Raw genomic sequence first — 24,267 nt, 5'->3', positions numbered from 1 at the left:
GTCAATAGCCCTGAAAAGCCGGTCGGCGATCGCCAAAAAGAGGCATACATCAAGGGTATGGAGCCAGATCCTGATTCAATTTCAGCAGGGGCAGGCTACGGGATCGACACCTCACGCGGTTCGACGAGGATGTCCGCCTCGATAGCGGCGTTGATGAACGCCGCTCTTGCCGCCGAGACTTCTTTCTTTCCCTCGAGCACGGCCAGACAGGCCTTGCGGGCAACCATATGCTTTTGCCCGGTCGCAACCGGCCAGCGGTTCAGCAGGATGTCGGCAGCCTGAGCGACCCGCTCCACGTTGAAGATCGAGTTTCGCGATCGGCCGAGCACAATCCTGACCGGCTCATCGAAACGCTGATCTTGCACGATGCCACTCCCCAAAGTCGGCATTCATCGATTCGCGGCCTTCAACCCCGAGCAATGTGATAGGTTCTGCGCCAAAGGTGCAAGATGTCCGATTCCAGTGGCCAGAAAAATCCCAGGCTGATCGTCGTGGTCGCGTTCGATCGCGGTGAGGATGGCGAGTTGTTCCCAGCCTTTGGACCCGCCGACCAGCAGAGCGAGGATCGCGCCATACGCACCGCCAGGGCTCTGACGGCAAAGCATTCCGGCGTCATCGCCTGGAGCCGTGAGGCCGATCCGACGCTGGGCGAATATGGTCCGCCGAACACGCTCTTCGTCAGCGGTGACGTGCCTGACATGGAGTAGTCGACTGGCGCCAGCATCTGAACGCCTCGCCCATAGGGTTTGATGCGAGCCGGTTTTGCCTCGCCAGCAAGCAAAAGCCCGCTACGGTGAACCGGAGCGGGCCTTGGAGGAGGACAAGGGGTGGGACCCTCTCCTCTTGTTTCCACGGGGGGGTGTGGACCGCAATGACCATACGAAAGTTTTGCAGAGTGCAGGATCACAAGCCGGCTTGCCTGCATCACAATCCGGTGCACGCCGACATTGGGGCGCTCACGAGATTGCGATCAGTTGGCGATAACCCGGCTAGATGCACCCGAGTACGACAAGCACGATGACAATGAGCAGCACGAGCCCAAGGCCGCCGCCGCCATAGGAGCCGGCGCCGTAGGATTGAACGTCGCAGCTGCGATGTTCAAAAGACGAGCGCTCCAAAGGCCTACCGTTCCGCGATTGTGGCGGGCATCGCGCGGAAGAAGTCACGCCAGCAACAGAACAGCCATCCAGGTGATGGCAACCAGAATTTAATTCCGGCACGCCTGTGGACCGCAGAAAGCCCACCAGTGTGGCGGGCTTTCCGATCGGCCGGAGATGGCGAGAAGCCGATTGCAGAAGCAATTACGCGAGGTAGTGAGTTTCAGCTTCACAGAGAGAATACTGAAATTGAAGTGTGTTATATATATCTCAAAATTTCTGAAATAATAAAGTTGTAATATTAGTTTGCACAAACAATGCGCAGATCTATTGACGATCAACGTTACCAGGTGATTGCAGACCGAACGATTCTGCGCGCCGGGGCGCTGTTAAACGACGCCGTAGAACAGCCTGTAGTGGACGCGCTTCATATAGTCCCGGTACTCCGGCGTGGCGGCCAGCAGCGCCTCTTCACGCAGGATGCGGTGCACCTGGAAGAAGGTGATCACCGCGTAGACGGCTAGATTGTAGAAGGAAAAGGCCGATAGCAGGAACAGGAGATGGCCGGCAAGATAGCCGGCATAGATCGGATGCCGCACCAGACGGTAGGCACCGCCTGTCATCACGCCGCGATTGCCCGGCAGAATGGCGAAAGAACGCCCCAGCGATATCTTTCCCCAGATCACGAACCCCAACGCCAGGGCCTGCAGCGGCGCCGCAACATGGACCGGGATGATGGCCACGCCCGGCTCCAGGTCGATGAAACCGACACCGAAGCTGGCGATCACGGAGACAACCACCGTGAGCGGGTTCCAGTCGCGAACCTTCGGCCGACGCGACAGAAGCAGCCAGGTAAAGGTCAGGATCTCGGAAATCGCCACCAGCGCCACATTGATGCGCGTCGGGTCGAGCATCAGGTGATACACGCCGCGGTAGACGAACATGCCCGCGAAGGCCAGCGCGCAGATCCGAAAGAAACCTTCGCGCAAATCCACCAGGATCTCACGCTTTCGGGCTGCGGACAGAATCGTGCCGTCACTGACGTGCGAAAGCGCCTCGCTTTTTGATATGAGCAATGCAGACACCCCAATGATCCCTCAGGGCGACCTTTGCACGCAACCATTGCCGGGCAGTTAATCAACAAGATCAGATCGGTCTTAAATTGGCTGTCGGGGAGCCAGGGCGCCACTTCCAGACGACCTGCTCCCCGCGGTCGCCCAGAAAGACTGGCGACCCATGTCATTTGGTTTTGCCAGACTAGCTCAGATAGTCGTTGCGGAAATAGCTCCCGAAATCCGGGCGTCGAGCAACCAGCTTGCCGTCGGAATCGCGCAAAATGCCGGAGGCGAAGAGATAGTCGCCAATCGCTTCCATCTTGGCCGGATCCATCGTCCCGATGGCCCCGCTTTGGCTGCGTAGATAATGGCCGTCGATCAATGCCTTCAGCGAGGCGTGGATCAGCGCCGGATTGGTCAAGGCATCCTTGTTTGCAGCGATCAGCAGGGTTGCCGCATCGTCGGGGTGGTCGACAGCGAACTGGTAGCCGCGTCGCGTCGCCTGAACGAAGTCGGCCGCAGGCTTAGGATTGGCCTGGAGATAGGCTTCGCTCGAAGAGATCAGCGTCGTGTGCTCGTCAGGCACGCCATAATCGGCATAGACGAAGCTGCGCTGCTTGACGCCCCTGAGTTCGGCTTCGACACCCTCCCAGGTCGAGACTTCGAGCGTGAAATCGACCGACCCATTGGCCAGCGCCTCATAGGCTGAGGTGCCGAGCGTCACCGTCTCGAAATTGCCCTTGCCGCCGTCGTGGCGGATGATGGTCGATATCAGCGCGTTTTCCCAGGCACTGCCGAAGCCGCCATAGATCAAGCCGTCGAGGCTTCTTGGGCTTTTGATCTCGTTGCGTGCCGCATTGAAGACCACGCGGCCTGTTTCGGACTGCACCACCGCATAGACGCCCTTCAGATCCGCCCCGGCGGTTCTCTGGGTGAACAGGCTGATGGTGCCGTTGATGCCGAAATCGGCGACGCGGTTTGCGACCAGCGTGCCAGCACCGGTATCGCTGTAGGGCAGGATGTCGACCTCGAGTCCGGCCTCGCGATAAAACCCTTTGTCGCGGGCGACGAACAGTCCGATGTGGTTGGTGTTGACCGTCCAGTCGAGGGCGACGGTGACCTTTTGTGCCGCCGATTGTGCTCGAGCCCGACGCGTTCCGGCAATCAAGGGAAGGCCGGTGGCAAGGGTCAGCAACAAGGCCTGCCGGCGCGTCAAGTCAGTCATGATCGTGTCCTTTGGATGGATTGGGGTTGAGGATGATGTCGAGGATTTCGGCCTCGAGCGCGCTTGCCTGGCGCGCGGCATCGCCGCCAAGGCTGCGCGGGCGCGGCAACGGCACCCTGATTTCACGCACGATGCGGGCCGGGCGCGCCGACAGCACATAGATGCGGTCGGACAGGAACACGGCTTCGCGCACGTCATGGGTGATCAAGAGCGCCGTCCAGCGATGATGCCGCCACATCTGTTCGAGCCAGCGCTGCATGGCGGTGCGGGTCAGCGCATCGAGCGCGCCGAACGGCTCGTCGAGCAGGAGCATGTCGCGCTCCTGCACCACGGTGCGCAGCAAGGCCGCGCGCTGGCGCATGCCGCCGGACAGCTGCGCGGGAAAATGCCGCTCGAAGCCGGCAAGCCCGAATTCGGCAAACAACGGCGCAACGCGCGCCCGCGCCGCCTGTCTCCTCATACCTTGCACTTCGAGCCCGAGCGTCGTGTTGTCGAGGATGCGCCGCCATGGCATCAGCGCGTCGCGCTGCGGCATGAAGGCGAAGTGCCTGCCGTGGTCGTCGAGCCGCGCGCCGTCGAACAACATCTCGCCCTCGCCATGCTCGGCGCCGGTCAGAAGCTGGAACAGCGTCGACTTGCCGGCACCCGAGGGTCCAAGGATCGAGACGAACTCACCAGCGCCGACGCTGAGCGAAATATCGGCCAGCACGTCGAGCCCACCGAACGCCTTGTGCACATGCCGCAGTTCGAGCCGGCTCATCGCCAGGCCCCCGTCCCGGCAGTTTCCCTGCCGGCTCGCTCCCAGGGCATGGCAAGGCGCTGCAGCAACACGGTCAACCCGAACAGGACAAGGGTCACCGCCGCGCTGACACCGACGGCGGCAAGAACCAGATCAGGACGGAAATTGTTTTTGGCGTTGAGCATGTAGATGCCCAGTCCCTTTGCGGCACCGGCATACTCGGCGAAGATGGCGCCGACCACCGCATAGGTGATGGAGATCCTCAACCCGGCAAAGAAGTAAGGCAGCGCCGAAGGCAGCCGCGCGAGCAGGAAGATGCGCCAGCGCCCTGCCCCCATGGCGCGCAGCATTTGCCCGATCTCGGCCTCGGTCGCCTCATAGCCTTCGACCAATGCGACCAGCATCGGAAAGAAGGTGACCAGCGCCACCAGCATGATCTTGGGCGCCAGCCCGAAACCGAACCACAGCACCACCAGCGGCGCGATCGCCACCAGCGGCAAGGTCTGGCTGACGATGAAGACGGGAAACAACGCACGCCGCAGCGGCTGGAAGAAGTCGACCAGCATCGACAGCACGAAGGCGGCGCTGAGCGAACAGGCAAAGCCAAGAAGCGTGGCACGGATGGTCGGAACGGCATTGTCGGCCAGCGCCTCGCGATTGAGCATCGCTTGCTCGAAGACGCGTGACGGCGCCGGCAGTATCGTGGCCCTGATGCCGGAATAGGTGGCATAAAGCTCCCACGCCAGCAGGAGCAAACCGGCCGAGATCATGGCCGGCATTGCCTTGACGAGAAAGCTCGCGATCGGGCGCGAAGCGACTGATGATGAGACCACGGGAGATAACCTTTGACGGCCGCGAGAGCGGCGCGGCTTCAGACGGCCGACGGGCTGTTGGCCGAGACCGTGACGTCGAGGGTTACGTGGCCAGCGCCTGGTCCGAAACGGCAGAAAGCCTCGTCCAGCGCCGAAAAGATCGCACCGGCATCACCGCGCAGTTTCGTGCAGAAATGTTTGGAGCGCTCATAGACGCCGGACTGCTTGAGAAAGTCTATGCAGCCGTAGATCTCGTCCATGTGGTCGTCTGTGCCCATCACATAGAGCGAGAACTGCGCCGCCGCAGGCTGGCCGGTGGCAGCAGCATTGCGCACCGCCGCGATGGCCGCGTCCTTGCGCGGGCCGAGTGGACCGACGGGCCCGCCAAACGCATCGGAGCGGCAGATCGGATCGTCCGGCTCGCCAGGGCAGCCGCGCGAGATGGTGGCCGACAACACGCAATGTTTGCCGCTGCGTGCCGCCGCCACGAAGAGGTCGCGCATGGCAGGAAACAGCACTTCGGGCGGCCCGACCAGCAAGGTCGAGATGTCGTCGGTCTCGATCCTGAGTTTGTCGCGCCAGGGATCGAGCGCACCGAGCGCGCCAAGGATGACACCGACGAAATCGTCGGTCATGGGATATAGGGAAATCTGTGCGCCTGAAAACATCGCCCGCCTCGCTCCGCTGGTATTACCCAGATCAGCTTCTAGGGTCTGTGGGCTTGCCGCCCCCGTCTCAGCCCCGACCGTACGGAGCACCCCTGTGGATGTGCGCCTTAAAGCATCATTCGAGTTGAAGGAAAAGCCGTTTTTTTATCGCACTGCGCCAAAAGCATTGCGCCAGGGCGGGAGCGGTTGGCTCTGCCGGCGCGAGAATTTATCGGGAACCTTCACCAGGCCGCGAGGTTGTCCCACCAGTCGCTACGCGACGAGTTCACAGACAATGGAGACAAACCATGTTCATGAAAATCCTCGCAGCTTCGGCGCTCACCATTGGCCTGGCGACATCGGCCATGGCGCAGAACAATGGCACAAGCGGCACCGACGGATCCGGCGGCAGCGGCAAGTCGGTCACCGTCGACCCAAATACGCCGGCTTCGCCGAACACGGTAGACCCCGGCACGACCAACAGTACGACGGTAGCACCGGGGGTCACGAATTCAAACGCGGATGAAAATTGCCCTGCCCATCCGCAGGGCGCACAGCCCGATGCCAGTGGTACGTCGCCGGGCACCACCGCGCCGACAGTTAACGACAACCATTGCGGCAAGTAGGAATTGCAATGAAAAGAAGCCGCGGAGCGAGCGCTCCGCGGCTTCTCAAATCCTGTCGTATCAGTGTATCTACGGCACCGCTTTTTCCCGAACCGGCAGCTTCCACCCCGGCCTGACGAAGTGGCAGGTGTATCCGTTGGGATATTTCTCCAGATAGTCCTGATGCTCGGGCTCGGCTTCCCAGAAGGGGCCAACGGGTGCGACTTCGGTGACGACCTTGCCCGGCCACAGGCCCGAGGCATCGACATCGGCGATCGTGTCCTCGGCGATGCGCTTCTGTTCGTCGCTGGTGTAATAGATCGCCGAGCGATAACTCGTCCCGACATCGTTGCCCTGGCGGTTGCGGGTCGTCGGATCGTGGATCTGGAAAAAGCGTTCCAGCAGCGTGCGATAGCTTATGATGGCCGGATCGAAATTGATCTCGATGGCTTCGGCATGGCTGCCGTGGTTGCGGTAGGTGGCGTTGGGCACGTCGCCGCCGCTGTAGCCAACACGGGTGGAAATGACGCCGGGATAGCGCCGTATCAAATCCTGCATACCCCAGAAGCAGCCACCGGCAAGGACTGCGCGTTCGGTCGAAGTCGCCATATCACGTCTCCTCAAAGGCAAGTTTGTCTGGACATAGATGGGCATTGTCACCTGCTTCGTCCAGCGGACCGGCGGATCTGCTTCAGTTGCTCGGTCGGGCGAGGCCGTCGATAGCACCCGGCAACTGCCGCGCGCCAGGCGGAATGGCGGCGAAGCTGATCGCCACCGGCGGCGCCTTGAGCGACCAGTCGAAAAGAACGGTTTTGACCGGGATGTCGCCCACCCATGCCTGCAGATAAGATGGCACATCGCGCCCGGGCCAGACCAGCAATATGCCATGCTCGCGCAGCCGCTCCTTGGTGATCCAGGGGGCGTACTGCATGTTCAGTTCGGTGAAGATCGACGGCTTGTCATAGGCATTGAGGCCCGCCAGCGGCGCAATAAGGGCATGGCCGCCGACGATGTCGAGCCGATCGGGCGTCGCAGCGTGCCAGACAGCCTCTGCCTCATCCGAGATCTTTTGCGCCGGCCAGCAGACGGCGTCCATGCGCCCACGCAGATTGCATTTCGTCCAGCGGATGCCCGCATAGGCACCGGATATGCCGACAATGGAGATGAGCGCGCAGATCGCCAGCTTTCGCATCTCGATGGCGCCGAGGCGATGGCCCAGCAAGGCGAGCGCCACAACGCCAGCAAGATTGTACATCGGCGCGCCCCAGGCCTCGCCGGCGCCGGTGAACAGGGACGCCACCATGACGAGGATCGCCGGGCCAACCCCCATCCACAAGAGATAGACCAGCGTGCCGCGCCCGACGGGCTTTTGCGGCGCGGGCGAGCGCCGCAGCAGCCCTGATATCGCCAGCACCAGAAGAAAGCCGCAGAGCCCAGCCATCTGGACGCCGATATAATAAAAGCGGGAGCGATGAGCCACCACCCACTGATCGCGCCAGGCGGCATAGGTCAGCGGCAGGAAATCGACGCGGCAGAGTTCGGCGGCCAGTGGAGCGGCGACAGCGCCGAAAACCGCGAGCCCGAGCCATGGCCAGGGCGTGGCGAGCCGACTGCGTGCGCGTGTGTCCGACAGCAGCCAGATCGCCCCGAAAAGCAATAATAGGCCGGTGGAAAGCTTGGCATAGAGCCCGACGCCCGACACCAGCCCGAGCGCCAGCCACCAGCCCGGCCCACCACCACGGCCCGCACGCCACAACAGCCAGCAGATAGCGGCCCAGAAGGGCATCTGCGCGTAGTCATGATTGAACTGTGGGGTCGGCCAGCCGAAGAAATAGAGCGACGGCATCAGAAGCACGGCGGCCAGCGCGCGGGTTCGCCCGAGCATGTCGCGGGCCAGCAGATAGACTAGCACGAAAGTGGCCGAGATCGTTAGCTGAGCCACGAGATATTGCGGCCAGCGGAACGATCCGGTCAGAAGATGGCTGATCTCGAGCAGCCAGCCGGGAAGCTGTGGATGCTTATAGGTCAACAGCACCCATTCGCGGCCCCACATGAAGCCTTCGACGACATCGTTGGGCGGTGACACGTCGACAAGCGCGGGCGCCACGGTCCAGCACAGGATCTGTGTCAGGCATAAAAGCGCTAGGCCGGCTTCTGGATAGCGCGTCAGCCCCTGCCAGATCGACGACTGCCGCCAGTCGCCTGGAACAGAACTGCCGACCGGCAGCCAACCGTTCATGGGTTCGTCGATTCGCGTCATGCGGTGGATAAATCACACCGGACGGTTTTTGGAACAGCCCAGAACTCGAAGCTTACGAAAATGTATACTTGGGCGACCATGGCAAAACCAAGATTGAGGCAGAGTTTCGCGCCACCATGCCGCCTCTTTCATCATCACATGCCAGCAGGACAACAATGGAACACGCCGTCCCGGGGCGCCCTGAACATGCCGGGCACGGCGCATCGGGCGTGATCGCGGCAGGCGTCGCCTACGCCTGACCGGTTCCCGTCCCCAAAAAAGCATCCAGGATTTGATAAATGCGCCACCACCATGCCGTCATCCACTACCGTGCGCTCGATTTCTGGATGGCCCGTGCGGCCGTTCTCGTGATCATCTGCCTGCAGCTTCTGGTCATCAACAATCTCTCATTCGGGCCGCGCTGGCTAGCGCCCGCGCTGGAGGCCGCTCTGCTGCTGCCCTTGTCGGTGGCCACCGCCTGGACACAGGCCGCCACCCGCAAGGCGGTCGAGAACCACGAGTGGCATGCGATCGGCCAGTTTCGGGTCATGATCCGCAGAACAGCCCTGACCATGACCGCCATCATCAGCATCATGAACTGCGGTTCGCTGGTCCTGCTGGTGCGTGCCTTGCTGGAGGGCCATGCCGGCAACAGCGGCACGACGCTGCTGATCGACGCACTCAACATCTGGGTCACCAACGTCATCGTCTTTGCCTTGTGGTTCTGGAGCACCGACCGCGGCGGCCCGCCGACCTGCGGCCTCGTCAAGCTTGCGCAGGCCGATTTCCTGTTCGCGCAGATGACGTTGAACGACCGTGACCTCCGAGATTGGCTGCCCGGTTTCGTCGATTATTTCTTCCTCGCCTTCACCAATGCGACAGCGTTTTCACCCACCGATACCTTGCCCCTTTCCCAGCGCGCCAAGCTGCTGATGATGGCCGAGGCCATGATCTCGCTGCTGACCATCGCGCTGGTCGCGGCACGCGCGGTCAACATTCTCGCTTGATCGGCCCGACACGCGAAATAGCCCGCCCGGCGCACCGGAACGGGCTATTTTGGGTTGCCTTCGACAGTTGAAATGCAGCGCCGGACTAGTGGCGCTTGCCCAGCCTGTAGCTGTTGCCGCCCAGCAGGTTCACGCCGAGCCCGCTCAGAACGCCACCGACGATGCCGGTCTTGTTGCCGTTCAGAATGCCTGAGACGACATTGCCGCTCAGGATGTTGTTGCCGCTGAGCACGTCGTTCAGCGCGGTGATCTTGCCAAGGTCGATGGACGGCGAAACATTGATCAGGCTGCTCGAATTGCCTCCCCAGCCGCCCGAACCTCCGCACCCACAACCTGCCTCGGCGGCTCCAACGGACGATGCAACTGCAACAGCTGCGAAAATAACAGTGAACTTGTTCATGAAAGCTACTCCCGTTTGATGATGGAGATGGCTTCCGTCTTCTGTGGTCTACCTCTTGCTTAACAATATATGAACACTTCATCCGCTCAAGTCTTTATCTAGTTTCGGTGCTTCAATCAAAAATTAACAATAATCATTATGCATAACCGACATGATTAACTTGCTTATCACAACGGACGATGACGAGACCGGTCAACTCGAATGCCGCTCAGCAATGGCCGATCGGAAATGCAAAAAAGCCCGCCCCGGCGTGAGCCGAAGCGGGCAGCGGTCGGTCCTGAAAATGGGAGCCACGCCGCGCCAGGTCCACCTGTCTCGGTAATTCCGTCAGGCAGCAGCCAACAGACGACGCGGTGCCAACAGCTACTCCTCCACCCCCGGTTTGAATCTCCGCACCACAAACTCGAACAGCACGTCCGAAATCCACATCGCACAGACGCCGATCAGGAAGGCGGCCGCCAGTGTGGTGGTGTCGTCGGCGGGATCGGGCATTGGGCATGAAACCGCTCCCAGTCTTCCCGAGGCGCGTCCGGGGCGGGAACGCGCAGGCTCTCACCCTGCTGCCGCTCCAGTTCCGCATAGGATGTGAAAACCCGATCGAGGCTTTCAGGCTTGGTCCAGCCCTTGGTTTCAGCGAGCTTGCGGTTGCCTTCGGAAAGACCGTCAAACCAACTTTTGCCGCCAGGCGCGGCGGACCCGTTGTCCGCGCCTGCCGGTGACTGTGCCGGATTGCCCGCCGGCAGCGCACGCGCCGCCACGGACCCGGCGTCTGCCAGATCTGTCATGTGATGTTCCTTTGTTGAGGTGTTAGAAATGGACCGGGCAAAGCTTGTCATCTCCCCCCTCGAGGGGGAGATGGCCGGCAGGCCAGAGGGGGTCGGTTCGACTGGACGCGACCTCTTGTGACAGATGAAGGTTAGCGCTCTACGCGAGACGACCCCCTCTGTCGCCTTCGGCGACATCTCCCCCTCGAGGGGGGAGATTAGAGCCTAGACATTATCCCCCCAGTTTTCCCAAAGCAGCGTGATCGTGCCGGTCACCGCGATCGTCCCATCAGCGTCGATATCCGTGCCGGTGGCAAACGCCAGGTTGAGATAGAGATCGACCGGCGTCGCCGTGCCATCCAGCGTCGCGGCGGCGGCGATGTCGGCGGCCGAGGCGGTCGACAGCGCGGCGCCGACACCGTCCAGTGTGCGCCCGGTCGAGGCCAGCACATTGACCATGGTCGAGGCCAGCGTCGCGCTCGATGCCGCCGCTGAGCCGAGCGACCAGGTCAGTGCCGCATTGTCGTTGATTGTCGCGGCGCGGGCGCCGAGCACTGCGAATTGCAATCTCGCAGTGCCGCCCTTGATGCGCACCTTGCCGTCGGCGAAGTCGAAGATCTTTTGGGCAGCATAGGCCAGCGCATCAGTGACCGGCACCTGCATGCCGGCGAAGGTGAAGACGGTGCGATACGATCCGCCCTGCCCCGTGGTCACGACTTTCAGGCCGAGTTTGGGCGGGGCAAGGCCGGCCTCGCGGGCGGCGGCACGGGCAAGGGTGCGGGGAAGACCACGGGTCATGGCATTTCTCCATTTTTTCAGTGGCAATTCTGGCACTCGACCCATCGAGCCCCAGCAGGGCGAGCCGTCGAAGGCTGAATCATTTTGACAAGGAGCACCGCTAGCGCCTTGTTCGAAAGAGATGTTTTCGGCCGCCGGTCTATCAACGCCCGAGAAACCATGTCTTATATCGTGAGGCCTCGTGCCCCCGTTCCGCCGCAATGCGACCGCACGTGGCCAGCCATAGGGATTTCAGGCCTTCAAGGGAGACCGCACATGAACTTTCACAAAGCCATCGCCGCCGTGCTGATGACCGCAGCACTCGCAGGCTGCGCACAGACCGAAGGCCAGCAGCGGGCCGGAACCGGCGCGCTGATCGGCGGCGCCGGCGGCGCCCTCGTCGGCCAGGCCATCGGCGGCAACACCGAAAGCACGCTCATCGGCGCCGGCGCCGGCGCCCTGCTCGGCGCGGTTGTCGGCAGCTCCACCACGCCGCAGCGCCGCGGCGAACAGATGTGCCGCTACCAGGACCGCCGCGGCCGCATCTACACGGCACCTTGCGACGACCGGTATTATAACGGCGATTATTGAGGCGACCGCAGTGGAACTACCAATCTCCCCCCTCGTGGGGGAGATGTCCGACAGGACAGAGGGGGGCGCCGTAGAACGCCAGCCATCACCGCAATTCTAATCAGAAACGAACCCTCAACCCGCGAAATTCTCGTCCACGAACATCTCCGCAAATTTCTCGGGCGGGAGGGTCGTGCCGTTGACGCGAGCGATTTCGACATTCCTCACCCACATATCCCGGATTGCTGCCGGCACTCCCTCGGGCATGTGCATGGGTTGGGCGACTGCGTCATGCCACCGTCCATCGCCACCAAACAGAGATTGCAGTTTGGGGGCCATTCTTTTCAAGCCCTCTTCCGACTCCTGAGTCTCGAAACGCCTGCGCCAGTATTTCATCCGGCGTCTGCCTACCGACGCGGTCACCTTTCCCGGCTGCCATCTTTGAGTTGCCCGGGATAGAGCTGTCAGCCGCCTGCGAGGCATCGCTGCCGGAGACCGGCGTCCCTCCCCCGAACATCTCCAGCGCCCGCTTCGGATCCTTGGCGATCAGCGCCTCGAACCGCGTCTTGGCCGCGGTGCCGAACCAGTCCTTGACCTTCTGCTGTCTGATCCCCGGGTCGAGCCCCATCTTGTCGATCAGGTCGAGCCCTTCCTGCCTGGCCGCCTCGAAGGTGACGGGATCGTCGGGATCGGCGTTGCCGATGGCGATGGCGCTGGTCTTGAGCGCCGTGCGACCTGCGCCTGCTCGTAGTCCTTGCGCTGCTGGAGCTGCCGCTGCGCCATGCGCCGCGCGCCAACCGCGCGCATCGCCTCCTTCTGCCTGGCGAAACCGGCGCGCTGGCTCTCGGGCATACCAGGCAAGGCATCGTCGAACAGCGTGTCGAACAGGCCCGTCTTGACCACCCGGCCGGTGCGCGGATCGACCTGGCCATACATGGCCTCATGCAGGCCGGCGCCGTCGGGCGGCGCATTCGCCGCCACCTCGTCTTCCGCCTGCGCGATCCGGCCGTTGAACCGGCGGCGCGCCAGCTCGGCGTCGAACGCCTCCTGCTGGTCCTTCATCTGCTGATAGCGCTCGGCGACAGCGGAAAGCTGGTCACCAAGACCCTGCATGGCGCCGCCGACCGGCGATCCCTGCGGGTATTGCACCGCGTTGCCGGTATCGAGCCGGCGCTGGGCAATGGAGAGGGGGATGATGCTGACCATTGGCTGGTTTCCTGCCCAACTGGCTTTGAAAAAAAGGGCGCGGCGCTGGCGATCACGGCACGGCCGGGCCGCACGCACGCTGGCTGTCGCGTTCGCGGGTTTTGTCGGATCGATTTCTCTGGAAAAATCCTGGAGCAGCGGTGCTGCTCGGGTAGGTCAGTGGATCTTCCCAGCAGCGCTACCGCGCCGTAGCGGTGCGGCGGTGGGGATCACAGTTGGTTTGGGCAAACTTTAGAGATTCACACCTTCGGAGCATTAATGGGTACGTCAGCGGGACAGCGCCCCCCTCTGTCCTGCCGGACATCTCCCCCTCGTGGGGGAGATTGGCAGCTTCGCGGCCTCGCTCTTCCTGCAACGTCCACAATTAGCGAAGGCAGTCGCGACAGCCGATCTCCCCACTTGAGGGGGAGATGGCCGGCAGGCCAGAAGGGGCGCCGTAGAGCGCCAACTTTTGCGTTAAGCTGCTTTCTAAGTGATGGAGGCAAGTATGGGCAGCGTGATCGTTCGAGCGTCGGCGTGACAGCGCCCCCTCTGCCCTGCCGGGGCATCTCCCCCTCGTGGGGGGAGATCGGCAGCTTCACCGACGGCCCTACCCCTCCGCCCGTGCCGCCTTCTCCAGAGCCACCAGCTGCGCATCGTCCAGCGTCAGGAACCCCATAATATGCTGCACCACCTCGGCGCGCGCATTGCTCAAGGCGCTGTGCAATTCGAACCCATTGGGCGTCCTGGTGCGCGCCATCCATTCGCCATAGGACGGACGCCGGTAATAGCCGGTCGTCGCCGCGAGATCGGCGAGCACCATCTCGCCGTCCTCGCCGGAAAACACGCGGAGATAGGCCTTGGCCAGCGCGTCGCGCGCCCTGGCTGGGCTGCCTGCCTGGCCGGAATGAGCGAAACGTTTCCGGCTCATGCGCCGCCACCCGTCGGGCCGACGGGCTGCCCGCTTTGACCACCGCCGCCCAGCATGTCTTGCAACCCATCGAGCAAGCCGCTGTCGCGCGCCTGCACCGCCGCCGGCACAGCGTCCTTGGCGGCCTTGCCGGCCGTGGCAATCGCCGCCATGCCGGCCTGCGCCTGGCTTGCCTTGGCTCTCGCGCCGCGCAACTCGTCCACCTCTTCCTTGCGGCGAAAGATGCGCTGCGGGCTGCGGCCGGCGCTCTGCACGATCTTGATCGCCTCGTCGCTGTCGATGTTGTCCATCACGCCTGGATCGAACTGAGCCATCTGCATGGCTGTCGTCACCACCTGGATGGTGTCGCGTGCCTCGGCCGAACGGCGCAGCACGTCGAGCGGGCCGGTGAAGGTCGGCCGCACCGCCTTGCCGGCCAGGCTCTCCGGCGGCACGAAGCGGCTGTCCTCCTCATAGAGCCCCTTGTCCTCCAGAATGCCGAGCTCGCGGTCGAGATTGCCGGCAAAGCCGGCCTGGATGATCGAGCCGGACGGCCCAAGCAGCGCGCCCTTCTCCTCCTGCCTGATCAGCGCTTCGGTCGCCGTCATCTGCGGGTTCTGAACCAGCGTCTGGAACAGGTTGACGAACATCATGTCGCGGATCTCGTCGGCGCGGCTCTGCGCGTAGTTGAAGGCATAGGTCGGGTTCTGCCCGGTCGAGATCGGCGCGATCAGCGGCCTGCCATTGTCGTCGATCAGCCCGGGATAATTCTCGCCGGGGTTGAGCACCGGCACATAGTCGAGTCGGGCCTTCGAGGCGGTCGCCGGATCGGTGATCTGCTGCAGCGCGCGAAGCCCCGAGCGGCGCACCGCGTTCTCCTCGCGCACAGTGGTCAGGGCCTCGATAGCAGGCGAAATGCCATAGGGGTCGCCCTCGTAACGGCGCCAGTTGAAGGTCGACACCGGAAACGTGCGAAAGCCGCTTTCCCTGACGATTTCCTCCTCGTCCTCGATGACATGGTAGGAGGCGAAGGCCGTGTCGAGATATTGGTACTGGCCGCCCAGCCGATACATCTTGCGTTCGTCGCGCGGCTCAATGCACTGGATCAGCGAGATTTTCGTCTCGCATTTGGCCGGATCGTCGACCAGAACCTTGATGCGCGCCGGCAGTCTGTCATAGCCGAGCAGCTGTGCGGCCTGGCGCGCCGTGCGCTCGTAGCGTCGATGGAAAATGTCGACCTGACCCCAGCGGTTGCGGCTCAGATACCCTTCGACCACGGGGATCGAGGCATAGCGGATCAGCGTCGCGCCGAACCCTTCCTCGGCATAGAGATAGGCCGGGCCATAGCGCACGACATTGCGCAGGCAGGCTTGGGTCGCCGGCACGAAATTCGAATTGGCGGAGTAGCGCAGCGCAAACAGGAAATCGCGCAGGGCCTCCGCCCATTCCTTTTCCTCGTCGGTCTCCTCGTCGTTCATGGCCGCGGTCGACAGGCCATGCCATTTTTCCGATTGCGGGATGATCAGGCTTTCCAGCCCCGCGGCCAGCCGGTTGGCGGCCGAGTTGATGGTGTTGGCATAGACACGGGCGCCGCGCCGCTCCTGCCGCTCGGCCTGCGAGTCCGGGCCGCCGGTTCGGCGGCCGCTCCAGATATCGGGCGCATCCGGATCGCAGAACTCCGCCACCTGCTCCCACACAGCCTCATATTGACTGCGCTCGCTCTCGAGCTCGGACTGGCGGGACAGGATATTGCGGGCGCGGGTGTCGGTCATAGGGGTCTCGCTGGGGTATGAGATGAGGTTGATAAGGGCGCGCGGCGCCGAAGCTGCCAATCTCCCCACCTGAGGGGGAGATGGCCGGCAGGCCAGAGGGGGGCGCCGTAGAGCGCCGACTTTTGCGTTAAGCTGCCTTTCCAGGGATGGACGCAAGTATCGGCTGCGTCGGCGGGCCAGCGCCCCCCTCTGCCCTGCCGGGCATCTCCCCCACACGGGAGGAGATCGGCAGCGTCGATGTCGCGCCCCTGTCATCTTTTGCCCACTTGGCGGTGCTACGAACTTGCTCGCGGTGGGTTTTGGAGGAGGTCGATGTGACGACAAGCCTTGCCGCCCTGAAGAGCCAAAGCAAACGCGCCGTGAAACGGCTCATCGGTTACGATTCCCGCAACTGGCTGCGCATCCGCCAGATCGAGGCGTTCAGCCTGTTTCTCGAAGCCGGCAACCGCAAGGCCGCCGACGTGATCGAGATATCGCCCGGCTGGAACCGCACCTGGCGGGCGATGTGCCCCAATTACCGCTCGGTCGATTTCCCCGCCTTCGACATCTGCAAAGACCGCACCGACGAGCAATATTCCATCGTCATCGCCGACCAGGTGCTGGAACATGTGCAACGGCCGCAGGCGGCGGTGCAGAACATCCACGCCATGACCCGGCCCGGCGGTTGGGCGATGGTGGCGACACCTTTCCTGTTTCGCGTCCACGCCAGGCCGCACGACTACAACAGATGGACGCCCGCCGGCCTCAAGCAGCTGATGGTCGAGGGCGGCTTCGCGGAAGCCAACGTCAAGGTGCACGGCTGGGGCAACAAGGCCTGCGCCAAGGCCCATATCGGCGGCCCCGTCCGCGCCTACGGCCTGTGGCGGGATTTGAGCAACGACGAGGAATACCCGCTGATGGTCTGGGCGTTCGCGAAGAAGGGTTAAGAAGAGCGGCGGCGAAGCTGCCAATCTCCCCCCTCGTGGGGGAGATCGGCTAATTACCCCGCCTTTTCATCACCCGCGCATGCCGTCGCCACACCCACCAGTCCCACACGCGCTTCCTGAAACTGCGTTTCATCGCGGTCATGGTCAAAGCCCCAGCAGCACGCGGCGCTGGCCGGTGAGGCTGCCTGGCGCGAGGTCGGTCTTGATGGTGCCGGCGGTACCGTTCCGCTGTTCAAGCTCAGCCCGCAATGCCGCCTCGCGCGCCTGCACATCCTTGTCCTGCGCCGTCGGTACCGGCGGCAGCGGCTTCAGTTCCGGTGGTTTTTGCAACAGGCACATGGTTCCAGCCTTCTCCAAGATTAGAGGTTCTTGTCCAGTCGTAGAGGAAAAAGTCTTCGCCGTTGCGGCCGTAACCCGGCAACAGGCAGCGTCGCGTGGCGCCGAGCCGGCCAAGCCAGCGCAGCGCCAGTTCATTGGCGGCCAAGGCGCGGGCCTCGACACGCCAGGCGCCCCGCGCCGCGACCTGAGGCCCAAGCACGGCGTGAAAGAACCCGGTGATCCCAGGCACGCAGCGCTTCATGCGGCGCGTGCCCCAGCTCCAGGCGATCCACAAACCGCCGCGCTGTTCGGCAGCGCCAAAGCCGGCCTCCGGATTGCCGTCGAGCTCGGCGACATAAGCAAACCCCTGCAGCGCCGTCAGCGCCAGCAGTGCCGGCGACCAGTGGTCGAGCTGGCAGTCGATCTCGGCCCGGTCCTCAGGGCGCAAATTGGCTGCGATGTAACTGAGATCGCGCAAGGTTGCGGGGATGATGCGAGGGTGCATGCCTGGCCCTTCGTCCTGCTGTGGCGAAGCGGCGTTCGCAAGGACTTGGGACGCCAGCCGTGACGGTTGTTGAAGAATGCCGCTGTCCGGGGTTTATTCATCGCCACGACGCTTGGAAGTCGCGGCATAATCTCGGATCAGCCGAAAAGCAGACGCATCCCGTTGGTTCCTACTGAAACAAAACCACTACAAATATAAGCATCATATACACAGCAAATAATCCGGGAACACTAAGCAGTGCGGCGCAAAAAATAAGCGCCACTCGCTTCTGTTGGCTGATATCTCTAGATTTAACAGCAGCTATCCCCATGGCGATCGCGAGTGACAGCGCTATAACTCCGAAAATAGTGAAAAATAACATCGGAATCTCAAGGCTTATTGTGAGAAAGATTCGCTGCAAGGTCGGATGATGGATATAGCATTCAGTGATTTACCAATCGCCAAACGACATCGTATTCTCGAAATGCGCCCGTCCGACAGCTGACTGTGCATCGTCGTAAGCCTTTTGTGCTTCGTCGCGAATCGCCACGTAGGCAGCAATTTTACGCTCAAAAACTATCGTTGCGTTCATAGCATATCTTACCGCCTCATCGCGCGCTCTATCAGTTCCCAAGCCCGGGTCTTTCAAGTAAACTCCATTTTTGAGATATGCTCTCAAAGATACCACAAGCTTCTTATCAGCTGCGATTTTATCATCTAAAGTGATCGCGTCACGATAGTCCGTATCATGCTGCTTATAGAAGCCGTCCTGAATATCAGCCGGTGGCATTTTGAAATCGCCACGCCAAGCCCCGCCAGTCCAGCCCGGTCCGCCGTAGTTGCCATAAGTAGGCACAATTCTGTTAGCGATGTCGGATAAGCCTAAGGCCTGACCGCCACCTCGTTGATTTAGTGGCTCCCTGCCGTCGGCCAGCGGCTCTTCCATCACCTGACGCGACCTGGCCGCCATATTGTCGGCCACCCCGGATACGCTGGCCCGAAGCAAGTGATCGAGTACTGCTGGGCGTTGCTCAGGAGGCGTTGCTATGAGCACATTGCGCAATGCCACGCCCGTCTCTTGTGACGGTCGGTTCTGATCGCGGAGCGTGTCGGCAATCCCTTCCGCCACGGAATTCGGCAGAGGCTGGATCTTCTCCAGGCCCAACTGCTGTTGAGCGGCGATCGAGCCGATGATCGCCGCCTGATAGTCTTCCGGCTTCGACAGATTGTTCCACGCAGCATCCAGCGTCGCGAAAATCTTGCGAACATAGCCGCCCGGATCGTCTTGCCTCGCTTTGAACGTCAGTTCCGCGGCCGTGGCGATAGCCTCATGATGCGCTTTGTCTTCCTCCAGCTTCGTGCTGCCCTCTTTAGGAGCAGCATCCCTGATCTTGGTCTGCACGGTCTCGTTCGACATGCCGCGCATGCTGTAAAACTGCCGACTGACGTCGATCGCTCGATTGAAGGCCTGGAAGCGCCTGACACCTTCGGGAGCGCCGTAGAGAGCGACGAACTGCTCTGGGGTCGGCATCAGGCCGGAATAGGTGCCAGTGTCGCTGATGATAGCGGGAGCGTTTTGCTCGGCAAGACCGAGACTCGTGCGCGTCTCGATCTGCCGCGCGGCATCTGCGGCTCGGGCCTGATCGGCCAAGGCTGGTCGATCTGCAGCCGAAATGTCATCCCGAACGATCTGCGCTACTCGCTCCTCCGGCGTAGGCTTGCCGAGCCGGTCGCCTTTTGACGCCGCAGAGCTTGTGGTGTTTGCGTGCGGGTCACCAATAGCCTCAGCCATATCGTCCTTGGTCCGCACCCCAACTTGCGCCGTGCCCAGCATCTCGGCGGCCCGCTTCGGGTCCTGAGCGATCATCGCCTGGACCAGCGCCTTGGCCGTGTTGCTGCGCCAAGCAAGCTCAGCCGTTTGCCTAATAAGCGGGTTGCCAATCTTGGAGATCAGGTCAAAGCCGTTCTGCCGGATCACTTCGAAGTTCGCGGTATCGTTCGGGTCGCTTTGTGCAATGGAACTGGTGGAGATGTTGTCGACCTTGGTCCACTCGGTCAGTTCATAGTCGTCGCGCCGCTGAAGCTGCCGCCGCGCCATGCGCCGCGCGCCAACCGCGCGCATCGCCTCCTTCTGCCTGGCGAAGTTGGCGCGCTGGCTCTCGGGCAGGCCAGGCAAGGCATCATCGAACAGCGTGTCGAACAGGCCTGGTTTGACCACCTGGCCGTTACGCGGGTCGACCTGGCCGTACATGGCCTCATACAGGCCGGCGCCGTCGGGCGGCGCATTCGCTGCCGCCTCGTCTTCCGCCTGCGCGATCCGTCCGTTGAACCGCCGCCGCGCCAGCTCTGCGTCGAACACCTCCTGCTGATCCTTCATCTGCTGGTAGCGCTCGGCGACAGCGGAAAGCTGGTCGCCAAGCCCCTGCATGGCGCCACCGACTGGCGATCCCTGGGAGTACTGGACAGCGTTGCCAGCATCGAGCCGGCGCCGCGCTATGGAGAGAGGTATGGTTGCCATCGGTTTGTTTCCTGCCACAGGGGCGCTTCGCTGGAGATCACGGCATGGCCAATCGTGCCGGACCGTTGGTCAAACCGGCAGGCGACGTCGTCACGGTCTTGGAGCGGCGTCTCGGCGGCCTGCGCACTTGACCGGCCCCGTCGCCAGTGACCTACTTCAGACATCGACGGCTATCCAGGAGACGGGCGAATGGACATTCGAGCGACACTGACGGAGCTATGCGAAGCCTTCAACGCGCACGATCTCGATCGCATCATGGCGTTCTTTGCCGACGACTGCGTCCTGGAGATGCCGAGGGGACCCGAGCCCTGTGGAACGCGCTGCGAGGGCAAAAGCAACGTACGGGATGCGCTGGCGACACGCTTCGAAGGCCTGCCCGATGTTCACTACGGCAAGGCTGAGCACTTTGCGGACGAAGCTGCCAACACCGGCATGTCGAAATGGACCCTCACCGGCACCACCCGCGACGGCGTGAAAAAGGAAGTCCAGGGCTGTGATTTCTACACGTTCCGCGACGGCAAGGTGATCCGCAAGGATTCTTATTGGAAGATCGTGGAGTAGCCACTGGAAATTACGGTGACAGTGCACTCTTCTCAACTATTCTCCATCTTTTAGCCCGGAGGTTCGCTCCGGCCGCATGGGTGCGACCGATACCAGTTCCGCGTCACCGTCATTCTTGTGGCCCAAACGCAGGTCGAGCTACGAACATGGCTGATAATTTGGCTCCCCAACCCAACATGCGCGACTTGATGGCTGCAGTGGCATATGTGCTGCTACATTGGGGATGGCTGGAAGCAGAAATCCGCGAGCGCATCGAGTCAATCGAGCCAGACCGCCAGTTGTTCAAGGGATCATTGTGGGGCCACTGGCGCTCAGTTGAGCCAGAGGCCTGCCAAGGGGTCCAGAGTGACATCCAGACACTTGCCGATATCCGAAATTGCCTAGCGCATGGGCTATGTGGTGCAAGGGCGGACGCGCGCACCGCTGGTGAGCCGCACGTTGTTTGTCACACCTCAGCGGGCCATCGCCTGTTCACAATGTCTGAGTTGGAAAGAGCGGCTGATGCGCTTCACGTGGCAAGGAACAACGTGCGCGACGGCCGCTTTGACCGCCTTGGCGGGGAAACTGGTGGGAACGACCGCCCCTCCTAGAGAGCGGAGTTCCACTCAGTCGCCGTAATTCCGGCACTTTCCGCCGAAGCACCAATTCAATCACCGAAACGCCCCCAGCGGATCGCTCTGCCCCGCCGGCCGTCTCGCCGCCTTGAACTCCGCCGGATCGACCACCGCCTCGCGCAGCATCATCACGCCGTAGCGCGTCGCTGCCATCAAATCATCCCGCAGCTTCACCACCTGACCGTCCTTGCGATGAAACAGCCGAAACTCCTCGAACCAGTCGGCCAGTGTCGAGAACACCTTGAAACGGCCGGATTGCATGCGGTCGAGCATCTCCATCAGCCCGGCCTCGACCGAGACCGAACCGTCCGGGAATTGCGCGTGGCGGGACAGCATGTTCAGCCCATGCGCCGAATATTGCCGGGCGAGCGCCACGCCTGCCCCTTCCAGCGTCTCGCGGCGGCCGTCGCGCGGCCAGGCGAAGGGCAGCCATTCGCCCCACGGTTTCAAGGTCAGCGTCTGCATCGCCGGCGTCTGCTGCGAGGCCCGCGCCGCCTTGGTGACATAGACGACATCGGCCTCCGTATCCCAGGCGAGTTCGACCGCGGCCGACGGATGGTCCCAGCCGAAATCGAGCGCACCGAGCCTTGGCCAGTAGCGCGGCAGCCGGAACGGCTCGCAGGCGATCAGCGCCTCGGCCACCGGAAAGATGCGACCGGAACCCAGCACCGGAATGCCGCGGGCGCGGGCCTCGCGCTCATGCTCGGGATAGGCGGCGACGATCGCCGCGCGCTCCTGCGGCGTGTAGTGCGCGGCATCGTCGATGGTCATGAAGGTGACGTGTCGGGACATGGCGGATTTCCCTCTGCGCGGTTCGACCATTGTCGCCGCACCTCATCCATTCATTGCGACCTTTGACGGGGGCGTACCGGTGCAATTCACGCTGGCATCACGCTGGGTATCGCAAAAGACACACCAGAAAGGAGGACCGCAGCATGACGCTCGGCAACCGCCAAGCGCGACACCAGTCAAATGCCAACCTATGGCCTTTCTTGTGAACTGACAGAAATTTCCTGCAACCCAATCGGAGTACGACAGATGAAAAAAATGCAGAGCAACACATCCGTAATGCTGTTGAATACACCGCCGCGCCCGGCAAGTGGCGATGGCGACGTCATCATGCAAGTCGACGGCCGCGAATTTTTGGTGAAATGGAAGAATGGAATCCCGGACGTGTCGTCCGGCAGCGAGCCAGCGATCATGCTGAGGGCGGAGGAGAAGACCCTTGGCGCTGTGCAGTGCTACAAATGCTGGGTGAATACCGAAACCGGGGCCTGGGCTTGTCTTCCAACAACATGTTGACACGGTAGTTCCTTGCCTGACGGGTGCAATTCCAGAAAGCGAGCGAGCCGCAATGGTTGCGGCTCGCTCCTGCGGCGTGTGGTGCGCGGCATCGTCCATGGTCATGAAGGTGACGTGTCGGGACATGAAGGGGTCCTGAATCAGCCTGGGAGATGCCGACTGTACCGTATTGTTCGGATGGTGTTTTTCGGATCAACGCGACGGTTCTTCTCCCTTGTGGGAGAAGTCGGGCGCATCACCCCTTCCCCATCCGCTCCACCTCCCCTGCCGACAAAAACAGCAGCACCACGTCCGACATCCCCAGCAGCGGCGTGAACGTCACGATGGTGATGCCGCCCGTCGCATTGGTGCGGGTCAGGCCCTCGGAATAGATGTCGAGCGGCGGTTCCTCGTCGAACCAGACGCCGTGTAAAGTCTCGCCCTGCCATTTCTCGCGGCCCTTCTCGAAACTCTTGAACGACAGCACCGATTCATCGGCCTGCACGTCGCCACCGCCACCCCAGCGCACCACGACGCTGTCGAGCGCGCCCGGTGCGCCGCGGCCCATGAAGGTCTGCACAATGGCGTCGGCCGGGATCATGCCGGTGCCCCAGGCCGCCTGCTGTTGCGGCGGGCCGACCAGCACGCGCTGCGGATTGTCACGCGTGCCTTCGCCGGTGACGCCGGCCGCCCATAGCCTGACGGCCGAGTCAAACACCTTGCCTTGCCACCACTGGGGATAGCGGCCGGTCAGGTGCATGGCCCATTCGGCGCCCCCTGCCCTGGTCTTGCCGAGCTGGTTGCCGGCCATGAACAGGCGCTCGCGGTTCTGGGCGCCCGCTGCGTGAAACTCGGCCTGGCGCTGATACGGTCTATAGGCCGCCAGTTGATTGGTCCGGCGCCGTCTGTCCAGTTCCGTCAGCAGCGCCAGATATTCCGTCTTCACGGACATCGCCGGCCTCTTCGAGGAACGGCTTGACGACGGCCTCGAGGGCGCGGATGCGGCTGCGGATTTCGTCATCGCTCAGGCCGTCCATTTGGTTGATCTTGGCATCGAAATCCTTGGGCAGCACCGACAGCACGATCTTCAGATACTGGTCCGGCTTGTCGGCCCGCACTTCGGCGATGACGCCGGCGCCATGTGTACGGAAATCGGCGCGCACGGCGGCCAGGAAATCGTCGCCCAGTGTTTTCTTGGCGCGCTTGCGGGGCGGCTTCTGTGTCGCGGCCGGTTTGGCGGCGGGCCTGCGTCTCGCCGGCTTGCGGCGCGTCGGCCCGGTTGCGGTTTTATCAGTCATGGACCTGGTCCATGGCGCTGGCACCGGCAGCGGAAACCATTTCGGCCTTGGGCGCCGCCGGTCCGGGCCGGCTGGCTCGCTTCTTCGAACGAACCGTTTTCCTCTTAGCCTTCTTGGCGCGCTTCGGCCCTGTCACCTGGGCGGGATTCGCCGCACCGACAGGCTTTGCCGCACCGGCCCGCGCCTTGAGCCGCGCCATGAAGAGACCGAGGGGTCCGGCAATGCCGGCCTGCGGAAAACAAAAGCCGCCGGCCGCATCCCGCACCATGCCGATCTTTACGCCGGGTGCGACCTGCTCGACACGCCCCAGGCGTGGCTGCGGTGCGGCGCCTTCGAATTCGCCGATGGCGCTGACGATTTCCTGGCCGTCAGCATCGGTGATGATGGTGGCGTAGCGGGTCATGGGTGTCTCTCGGATTGCGAAATGAGTCATCGGGCGAAGGATGGCATTCCTTGGCGCCCC

General features: G+C 62.6%; 29 protein-coding genes and 1 riboswitch. Of the genes, 8 read left to right on the top strand and 21 right to left on the bottom strand.

Annotation, left to right across the window (positions count from 1 at the left end; all coding sequences use genetic code 11):
* Positions 1-95: 95 nt before the first annotated feature.
* Positions 96-365 carry a DUF982 domain-containing protein gene (locus tag LB559_RS28235; protein ID WP_224675517.1) on the bottom strand — a complete coding sequence of 90 codons (270 nt, stop codon included), beginning with the start codon at positions 363-365 and terminating at the stop codon, positions 96-98.
* A gap of 84 nt (positions 366-449) precedes the next feature.
* Between LB559_RS28235 and LB559_RS28230 the strand changes: the two genes are divergently transcribed.
* A complete protein-coding gene (locus tag LB559_RS28230) occupies positions 450-707 on the top strand; it encodes a hypothetical protein (RefSeq protein WP_013530800.1) in 258 nt (85 codons plus the stop codon).
* Positions 708-1,486: 779 nt separating this feature from the next.
* Here LB559_RS28230 and LB559_RS28225 read toward each other — a convergent pair.
* The 5 genes from LB559_RS28225 to LB559_RS28205 all read right to left on the bottom strand — a co-directional run bounded on the left by LB559_RS28225 (position 1,487) and on the right by LB559_RS28205 (position 5,596).
* Positions 1,487-2,182: a methyltransferase family protein gene (locus tag LB559_RS28225; protein ID WP_224675516.1), complete on the bottom strand. Its 696-nt coding sequence runs from the start codon at positions 2,180-2,182 to the stop codon at positions 1,487-1,489.
* Between the two features lie 172 nt (positions 2,183-2,354).
* A complete protein-coding gene (locus LB559_RS28220) occupies positions 2,355-3,377 on the bottom strand; it encodes an ABC transporter substrate-binding protein (protein WP_224675515.1) in 1,023 nt (340 codons plus the stop codon).
* On the bottom strand, positions 3,370-4,137 hold the full coding sequence (locus tag LB559_RS28215; RefSeq protein ID WP_063168554.1) for an ABC transporter ATP-binding protein: 768 nt from the start codon (positions 4,135-4,137) through the stop codon (positions 3,370-3,372). Before LB559_RS28215 ends, LB559_RS28220 begins: the two co-directional genes overlap by 8 nt.
* Positions 4,134-4,895, bottom strand: a complete 762-nt coding sequence (locus tag LB559_RS28210) for an ABC transporter permease (RefSeq protein WP_224675573.1) — start codon at positions 4,893-4,895, stop codon at positions 4,134-4,136. The genes LB559_RS28215 and LB559_RS28210 overlap by 4 nt, the downstream gene beginning before the upstream one ends.
* Before the next feature lie 92 nt (positions 4,896-4,987).
* Positions 4,988-5,596, bottom strand: a complete 609-nt coding sequence (locus LB559_RS28205) for a YkoF family thiamine/hydroxymethylpyrimidine-binding protein (RefSeq protein ID WP_164919913.1) — start codon at positions 5,594-5,596, stop codon at positions 4,988-4,990.
* A riboswitch (TPP riboswitch) is annotated at positions 5,587-5,700 on the bottom strand. Its footprint overlaps the gene before it by 10 nt.
* A 183-nt stretch (positions 5,701-5,883) precedes the next feature.
* On the opposite strand from LB559_RS28205, the gene LB559_RS28200 reads away from it, so the two are divergent.
* Positions 5,884-6,201, top strand: a complete 318-nt coding sequence (locus LB559_RS28200; RefSeq protein WP_224675514.1) for a hypothetical protein — start codon at positions 5,884-5,886, stop codon at positions 6,199-6,201.
* 69 nt (positions 6,202-6,270) lie between these two features.
* Here the strand turns inward: LB559_RS28200 and msrA are convergent, their stop codons facing one another.
* Both msrA and LB559_RS28190 read right to left on the bottom strand, forming a co-directional pair.
* Positions 6,271-6,789 carry a peptide-methionine (S)-S-oxide reductase MsrA gene (msrA, locus tag LB559_RS28195; RefSeq protein ID WP_013530793.1) on the bottom strand — a complete coding sequence of 173 codons (519 nt, stop codon included), beginning with the start codon at positions 6,787-6,789 and terminating at the stop codon, positions 6,271-6,273.
* Between the two features lie 82 nt (positions 6,790-6,871).
* A complete protein-coding gene (locus tag LB559_RS28190; RefSeq protein WP_013530792.1) occupies positions 6,872-8,419 on the bottom strand; it encodes a glycosyltransferase family 39 protein in 1,548 nt (515 codons plus the stop codon).
* A 299-nt stretch (positions 8,420-8,718) separates the two neighbouring features.
* Here LB559_RS28190 and LB559_RS28185 point away from each other — a divergent pair, with 299 nt between their 5' ends.
* On the top strand, positions 8,719-9,426 hold the full coding sequence (locus LB559_RS28185) for a hypothetical protein (protein ID WP_224675513.1): 708 nt from the start codon (positions 8,719-8,721) through the stop codon (positions 9,424-9,426).
* Positions 9,427-9,511: 85 nt separating this feature from the next.
* On the opposite strand, the gene LB559_RS28180 is transcribed toward LB559_RS28185, so the two are convergent.
* From LB559_RS28180 to LB559_RS28170, 3 genes are all read right to left on the bottom strand, one after another.
* A complete protein-coding gene (locus LB559_RS28180) occupies positions 9,512-9,826 on the bottom strand; it encodes a hypothetical protein (RefSeq protein ID WP_013530790.1) in 315 nt (104 codons plus the stop codon).
* 443 nt (positions 9,827-10,269) lie between these two features.
* Entirely contained in the window at positions 10,270-10,611 is a 342-nt protein-coding gene (locus tag LB559_RS28175; protein ID WP_224675512.1) for a hypothetical protein, read from the bottom strand.
* Positions 10,612-10,815: 204 nt separating this feature from the next.
* A complete protein-coding gene (locus LB559_RS28170; protein ID WP_224675511.1) occupies positions 10,816-11,388 on the bottom strand; it encodes a hypothetical protein in 573 nt (190 codons plus the stop codon).
* Positions 11,389-11,643: 255 nt separating this feature from the next.
* Here LB559_RS28170 and LB559_RS28165 point away from each other — a divergent pair, with 255 nt between their 5' ends.
* Complete coding sequence (locus LB559_RS28165; RefSeq protein ID WP_027040217.1) at positions 11,644-11,958, top strand: YMGG-like glycine zipper-containing protein; 315 nt, start codon at positions 11,644-11,646, stop codon at positions 11,956-11,958.
* Positions 11,959-12,226: 268 nt separating this feature from the next.
* Here LB559_RS28165 and LB559_RS28160 read toward each other — a convergent pair whose 3' ends face one another.
* Positions 12,227-12,565 (bottom strand): hypothetical protein, encoded by a 339-nt coding sequence (locus LB559_RS28160; protein ID WP_224675510.1) that lies wholly within the window; start codon positions 12,563-12,565, stop codon positions 12,227-12,229.
* An 8-nt stretch (positions 12,566-12,573) separates the two neighbouring features.
* Positions 12,574-13,143: a hypothetical protein gene (locus LB559_RS28155; protein WP_224675509.1), complete on the bottom strand. Its 570-nt coding sequence runs from the start codon at positions 13,141-13,143 to the stop codon at positions 12,574-12,576.
* On the opposite strand from LB559_RS28155, the gene LB559_RS28150 reads away from it, so the two are divergent.
* The gene (locus LB559_RS28150) at positions 13,130-13,378 is read left to right on the top strand and encodes a hypothetical protein (protein WP_224675508.1); all 249 of its coding nucleotides are present in this window, start codon (positions 13,130-13,132) and stop codon (positions 13,376-13,378) included. The genes LB559_RS28155 and LB559_RS28150 overlap by 14 nt on opposite strands.
* A gap of 354 nt (positions 13,379-13,732) precedes the next feature.
* Here LB559_RS28150 and LB559_RS28145 read toward each other — a convergent pair whose 3' ends face one another.
* Together LB559_RS28145 and LB559_RS28140 are read right to left on the bottom strand one after the other, a co-directional pair.
* The gene (locus LB559_RS28145) at positions 13,733-14,053 is read right to left on the bottom strand and encodes a hypothetical protein (protein WP_224675507.1); all 321 of its coding nucleotides are present in this window, start codon (positions 14,051-14,053) and stop codon (positions 13,733-13,735) included.
* Positions 14,050-15,804 carry a portal protein gene (locus LB559_RS28140; RefSeq protein ID WP_224675506.1) on the bottom strand — a complete coding sequence of 585 codons (1,755 nt, stop codon included), beginning with the start codon at positions 15,802-15,804 and terminating at the stop codon, positions 14,050-14,052. Before LB559_RS28140 ends, LB559_RS28145 begins: the two co-directional genes overlap by 4 nt.
* Before the next feature lie 314 nt (positions 15,805-16,118).
* Here LB559_RS28140 and LB559_RS28135 point away from each other — a divergent pair, with 314 nt between their 5' ends.
* The gene (locus tag LB559_RS28135) at positions 16,119-16,730 is read left to right on the top strand and encodes a class I SAM-dependent methyltransferase (protein WP_224675505.1); all 612 of its coding nucleotides are present in this window, start codon (positions 16,119-16,121) and stop codon (positions 16,728-16,730) included.
* 238 nt (positions 16,731-16,968) lie between these two features.
* Here LB559_RS28135 and LB559_RS28130 read toward each other — a convergent pair whose 3' ends face one another.
* On the bottom strand, positions 16,969-17,553 hold the full coding sequence (locus tag LB559_RS28130) for a hypothetical protein (protein ID WP_224675504.1): 585 nt from the start codon (positions 17,551-17,553) through the stop codon (positions 16,969-16,971).
* Between the two features lie 430 nt (positions 17,554-17,983).
* Entirely contained in the window at positions 17,984-20,050 is a 2,067-nt protein-coding gene (locus LB559_RS28125; protein WP_224675503.1) for a hypothetical protein, read from the bottom strand.
* Positions 20,051-20,239: 189 nt separating this feature from the next.
* Between LB559_RS28125 and LB559_RS28120 the strand changes: the two genes are divergently transcribed.
* Positions 20,240-20,611 carry a nuclear transport factor 2 family protein gene (locus tag LB559_RS28120; protein WP_224675502.1) on the top strand — a complete coding sequence of 124 codons (372 nt, stop codon included), beginning with the start codon at positions 20,240-20,242 and terminating at the stop codon, positions 20,609-20,611.
* 650 nt (positions 20,612-21,261) lie between these two features.
* Here the strand turns inward: LB559_RS28120 and LB559_RS28115 are convergent.
* Complete coding sequence (locus tag LB559_RS28115; RefSeq protein WP_224675501.1) at positions 21,262-22,017, bottom strand: terminase large subunit domain-containing protein; 756 nt, start codon at positions 22,015-22,017, stop codon at positions 21,262-21,264.
* Between the two features lie 246 nt (positions 22,018-22,263).
* On the opposite strand from LB559_RS28115, the gene LB559_RS28110 reads away from it, so the two are divergent.
* Complete coding sequence (locus LB559_RS28110; RefSeq protein WP_063172565.1) at positions 22,264-22,527, top strand: hypothetical protein; 264 nt, start codon at positions 22,264-22,266, stop codon at positions 22,525-22,527.
* A gap of 235 nt (positions 22,528-22,762) precedes the next feature.
* Here the strand turns inward: LB559_RS28110 and LB559_RS28105 are convergent, their stop codons facing one another.
* From LB559_RS28105 to LB559_RS28095, 3 genes are read right to left on the bottom strand one after another with little or no spacing between them, the layout of a single operon-like run.
* Positions 22,763-23,458, bottom strand: coding sequence for a terminase large subunit domain-containing protein (locus tag LB559_RS28105; RefSeq protein ID WP_224675500.1), 696 nt, complete (start codon positions 23,456-23,458; stop codon positions 22,763-22,765).
* The gene (locus tag LB559_RS28100; protein ID WP_224675499.1) at positions 23,379-23,804 is read right to left on the bottom strand and encodes a hypothetical protein; all 426 of its coding nucleotides are present in this window, start codon (positions 23,802-23,804) and stop codon (positions 23,379-23,381) included. The genes LB559_RS28105 and LB559_RS28100 overlap by 80 nt, the downstream gene beginning before the upstream one ends.
* The gene (locus LB559_RS28095; protein WP_224675498.1) at positions 23,797-24,207 is read right to left on the bottom strand and encodes a hypothetical protein; all 411 of its coding nucleotides are present in this window, start codon (positions 24,205-24,207) and stop codon (positions 23,797-23,799) included. Before LB559_RS28095 ends, LB559_RS28100 begins: the two co-directional genes overlap by 8 nt.
* Positions 24,208-24,267 lie beyond the last annotated feature (60 nt).

It is taken from the genome of Mesorhizobium sp. BR1-1-3, assembly GCF_020165455.1.
GTDB lineage: Bacteria > Pseudomonadota > Alphaproteobacteria > Rhizobiales > Rhizobiaceae > Mesorhizobium > Mesorhizobium ciceri.
This window is presented reverse-complemented; position numbering and strand designations above follow the sequence as displayed.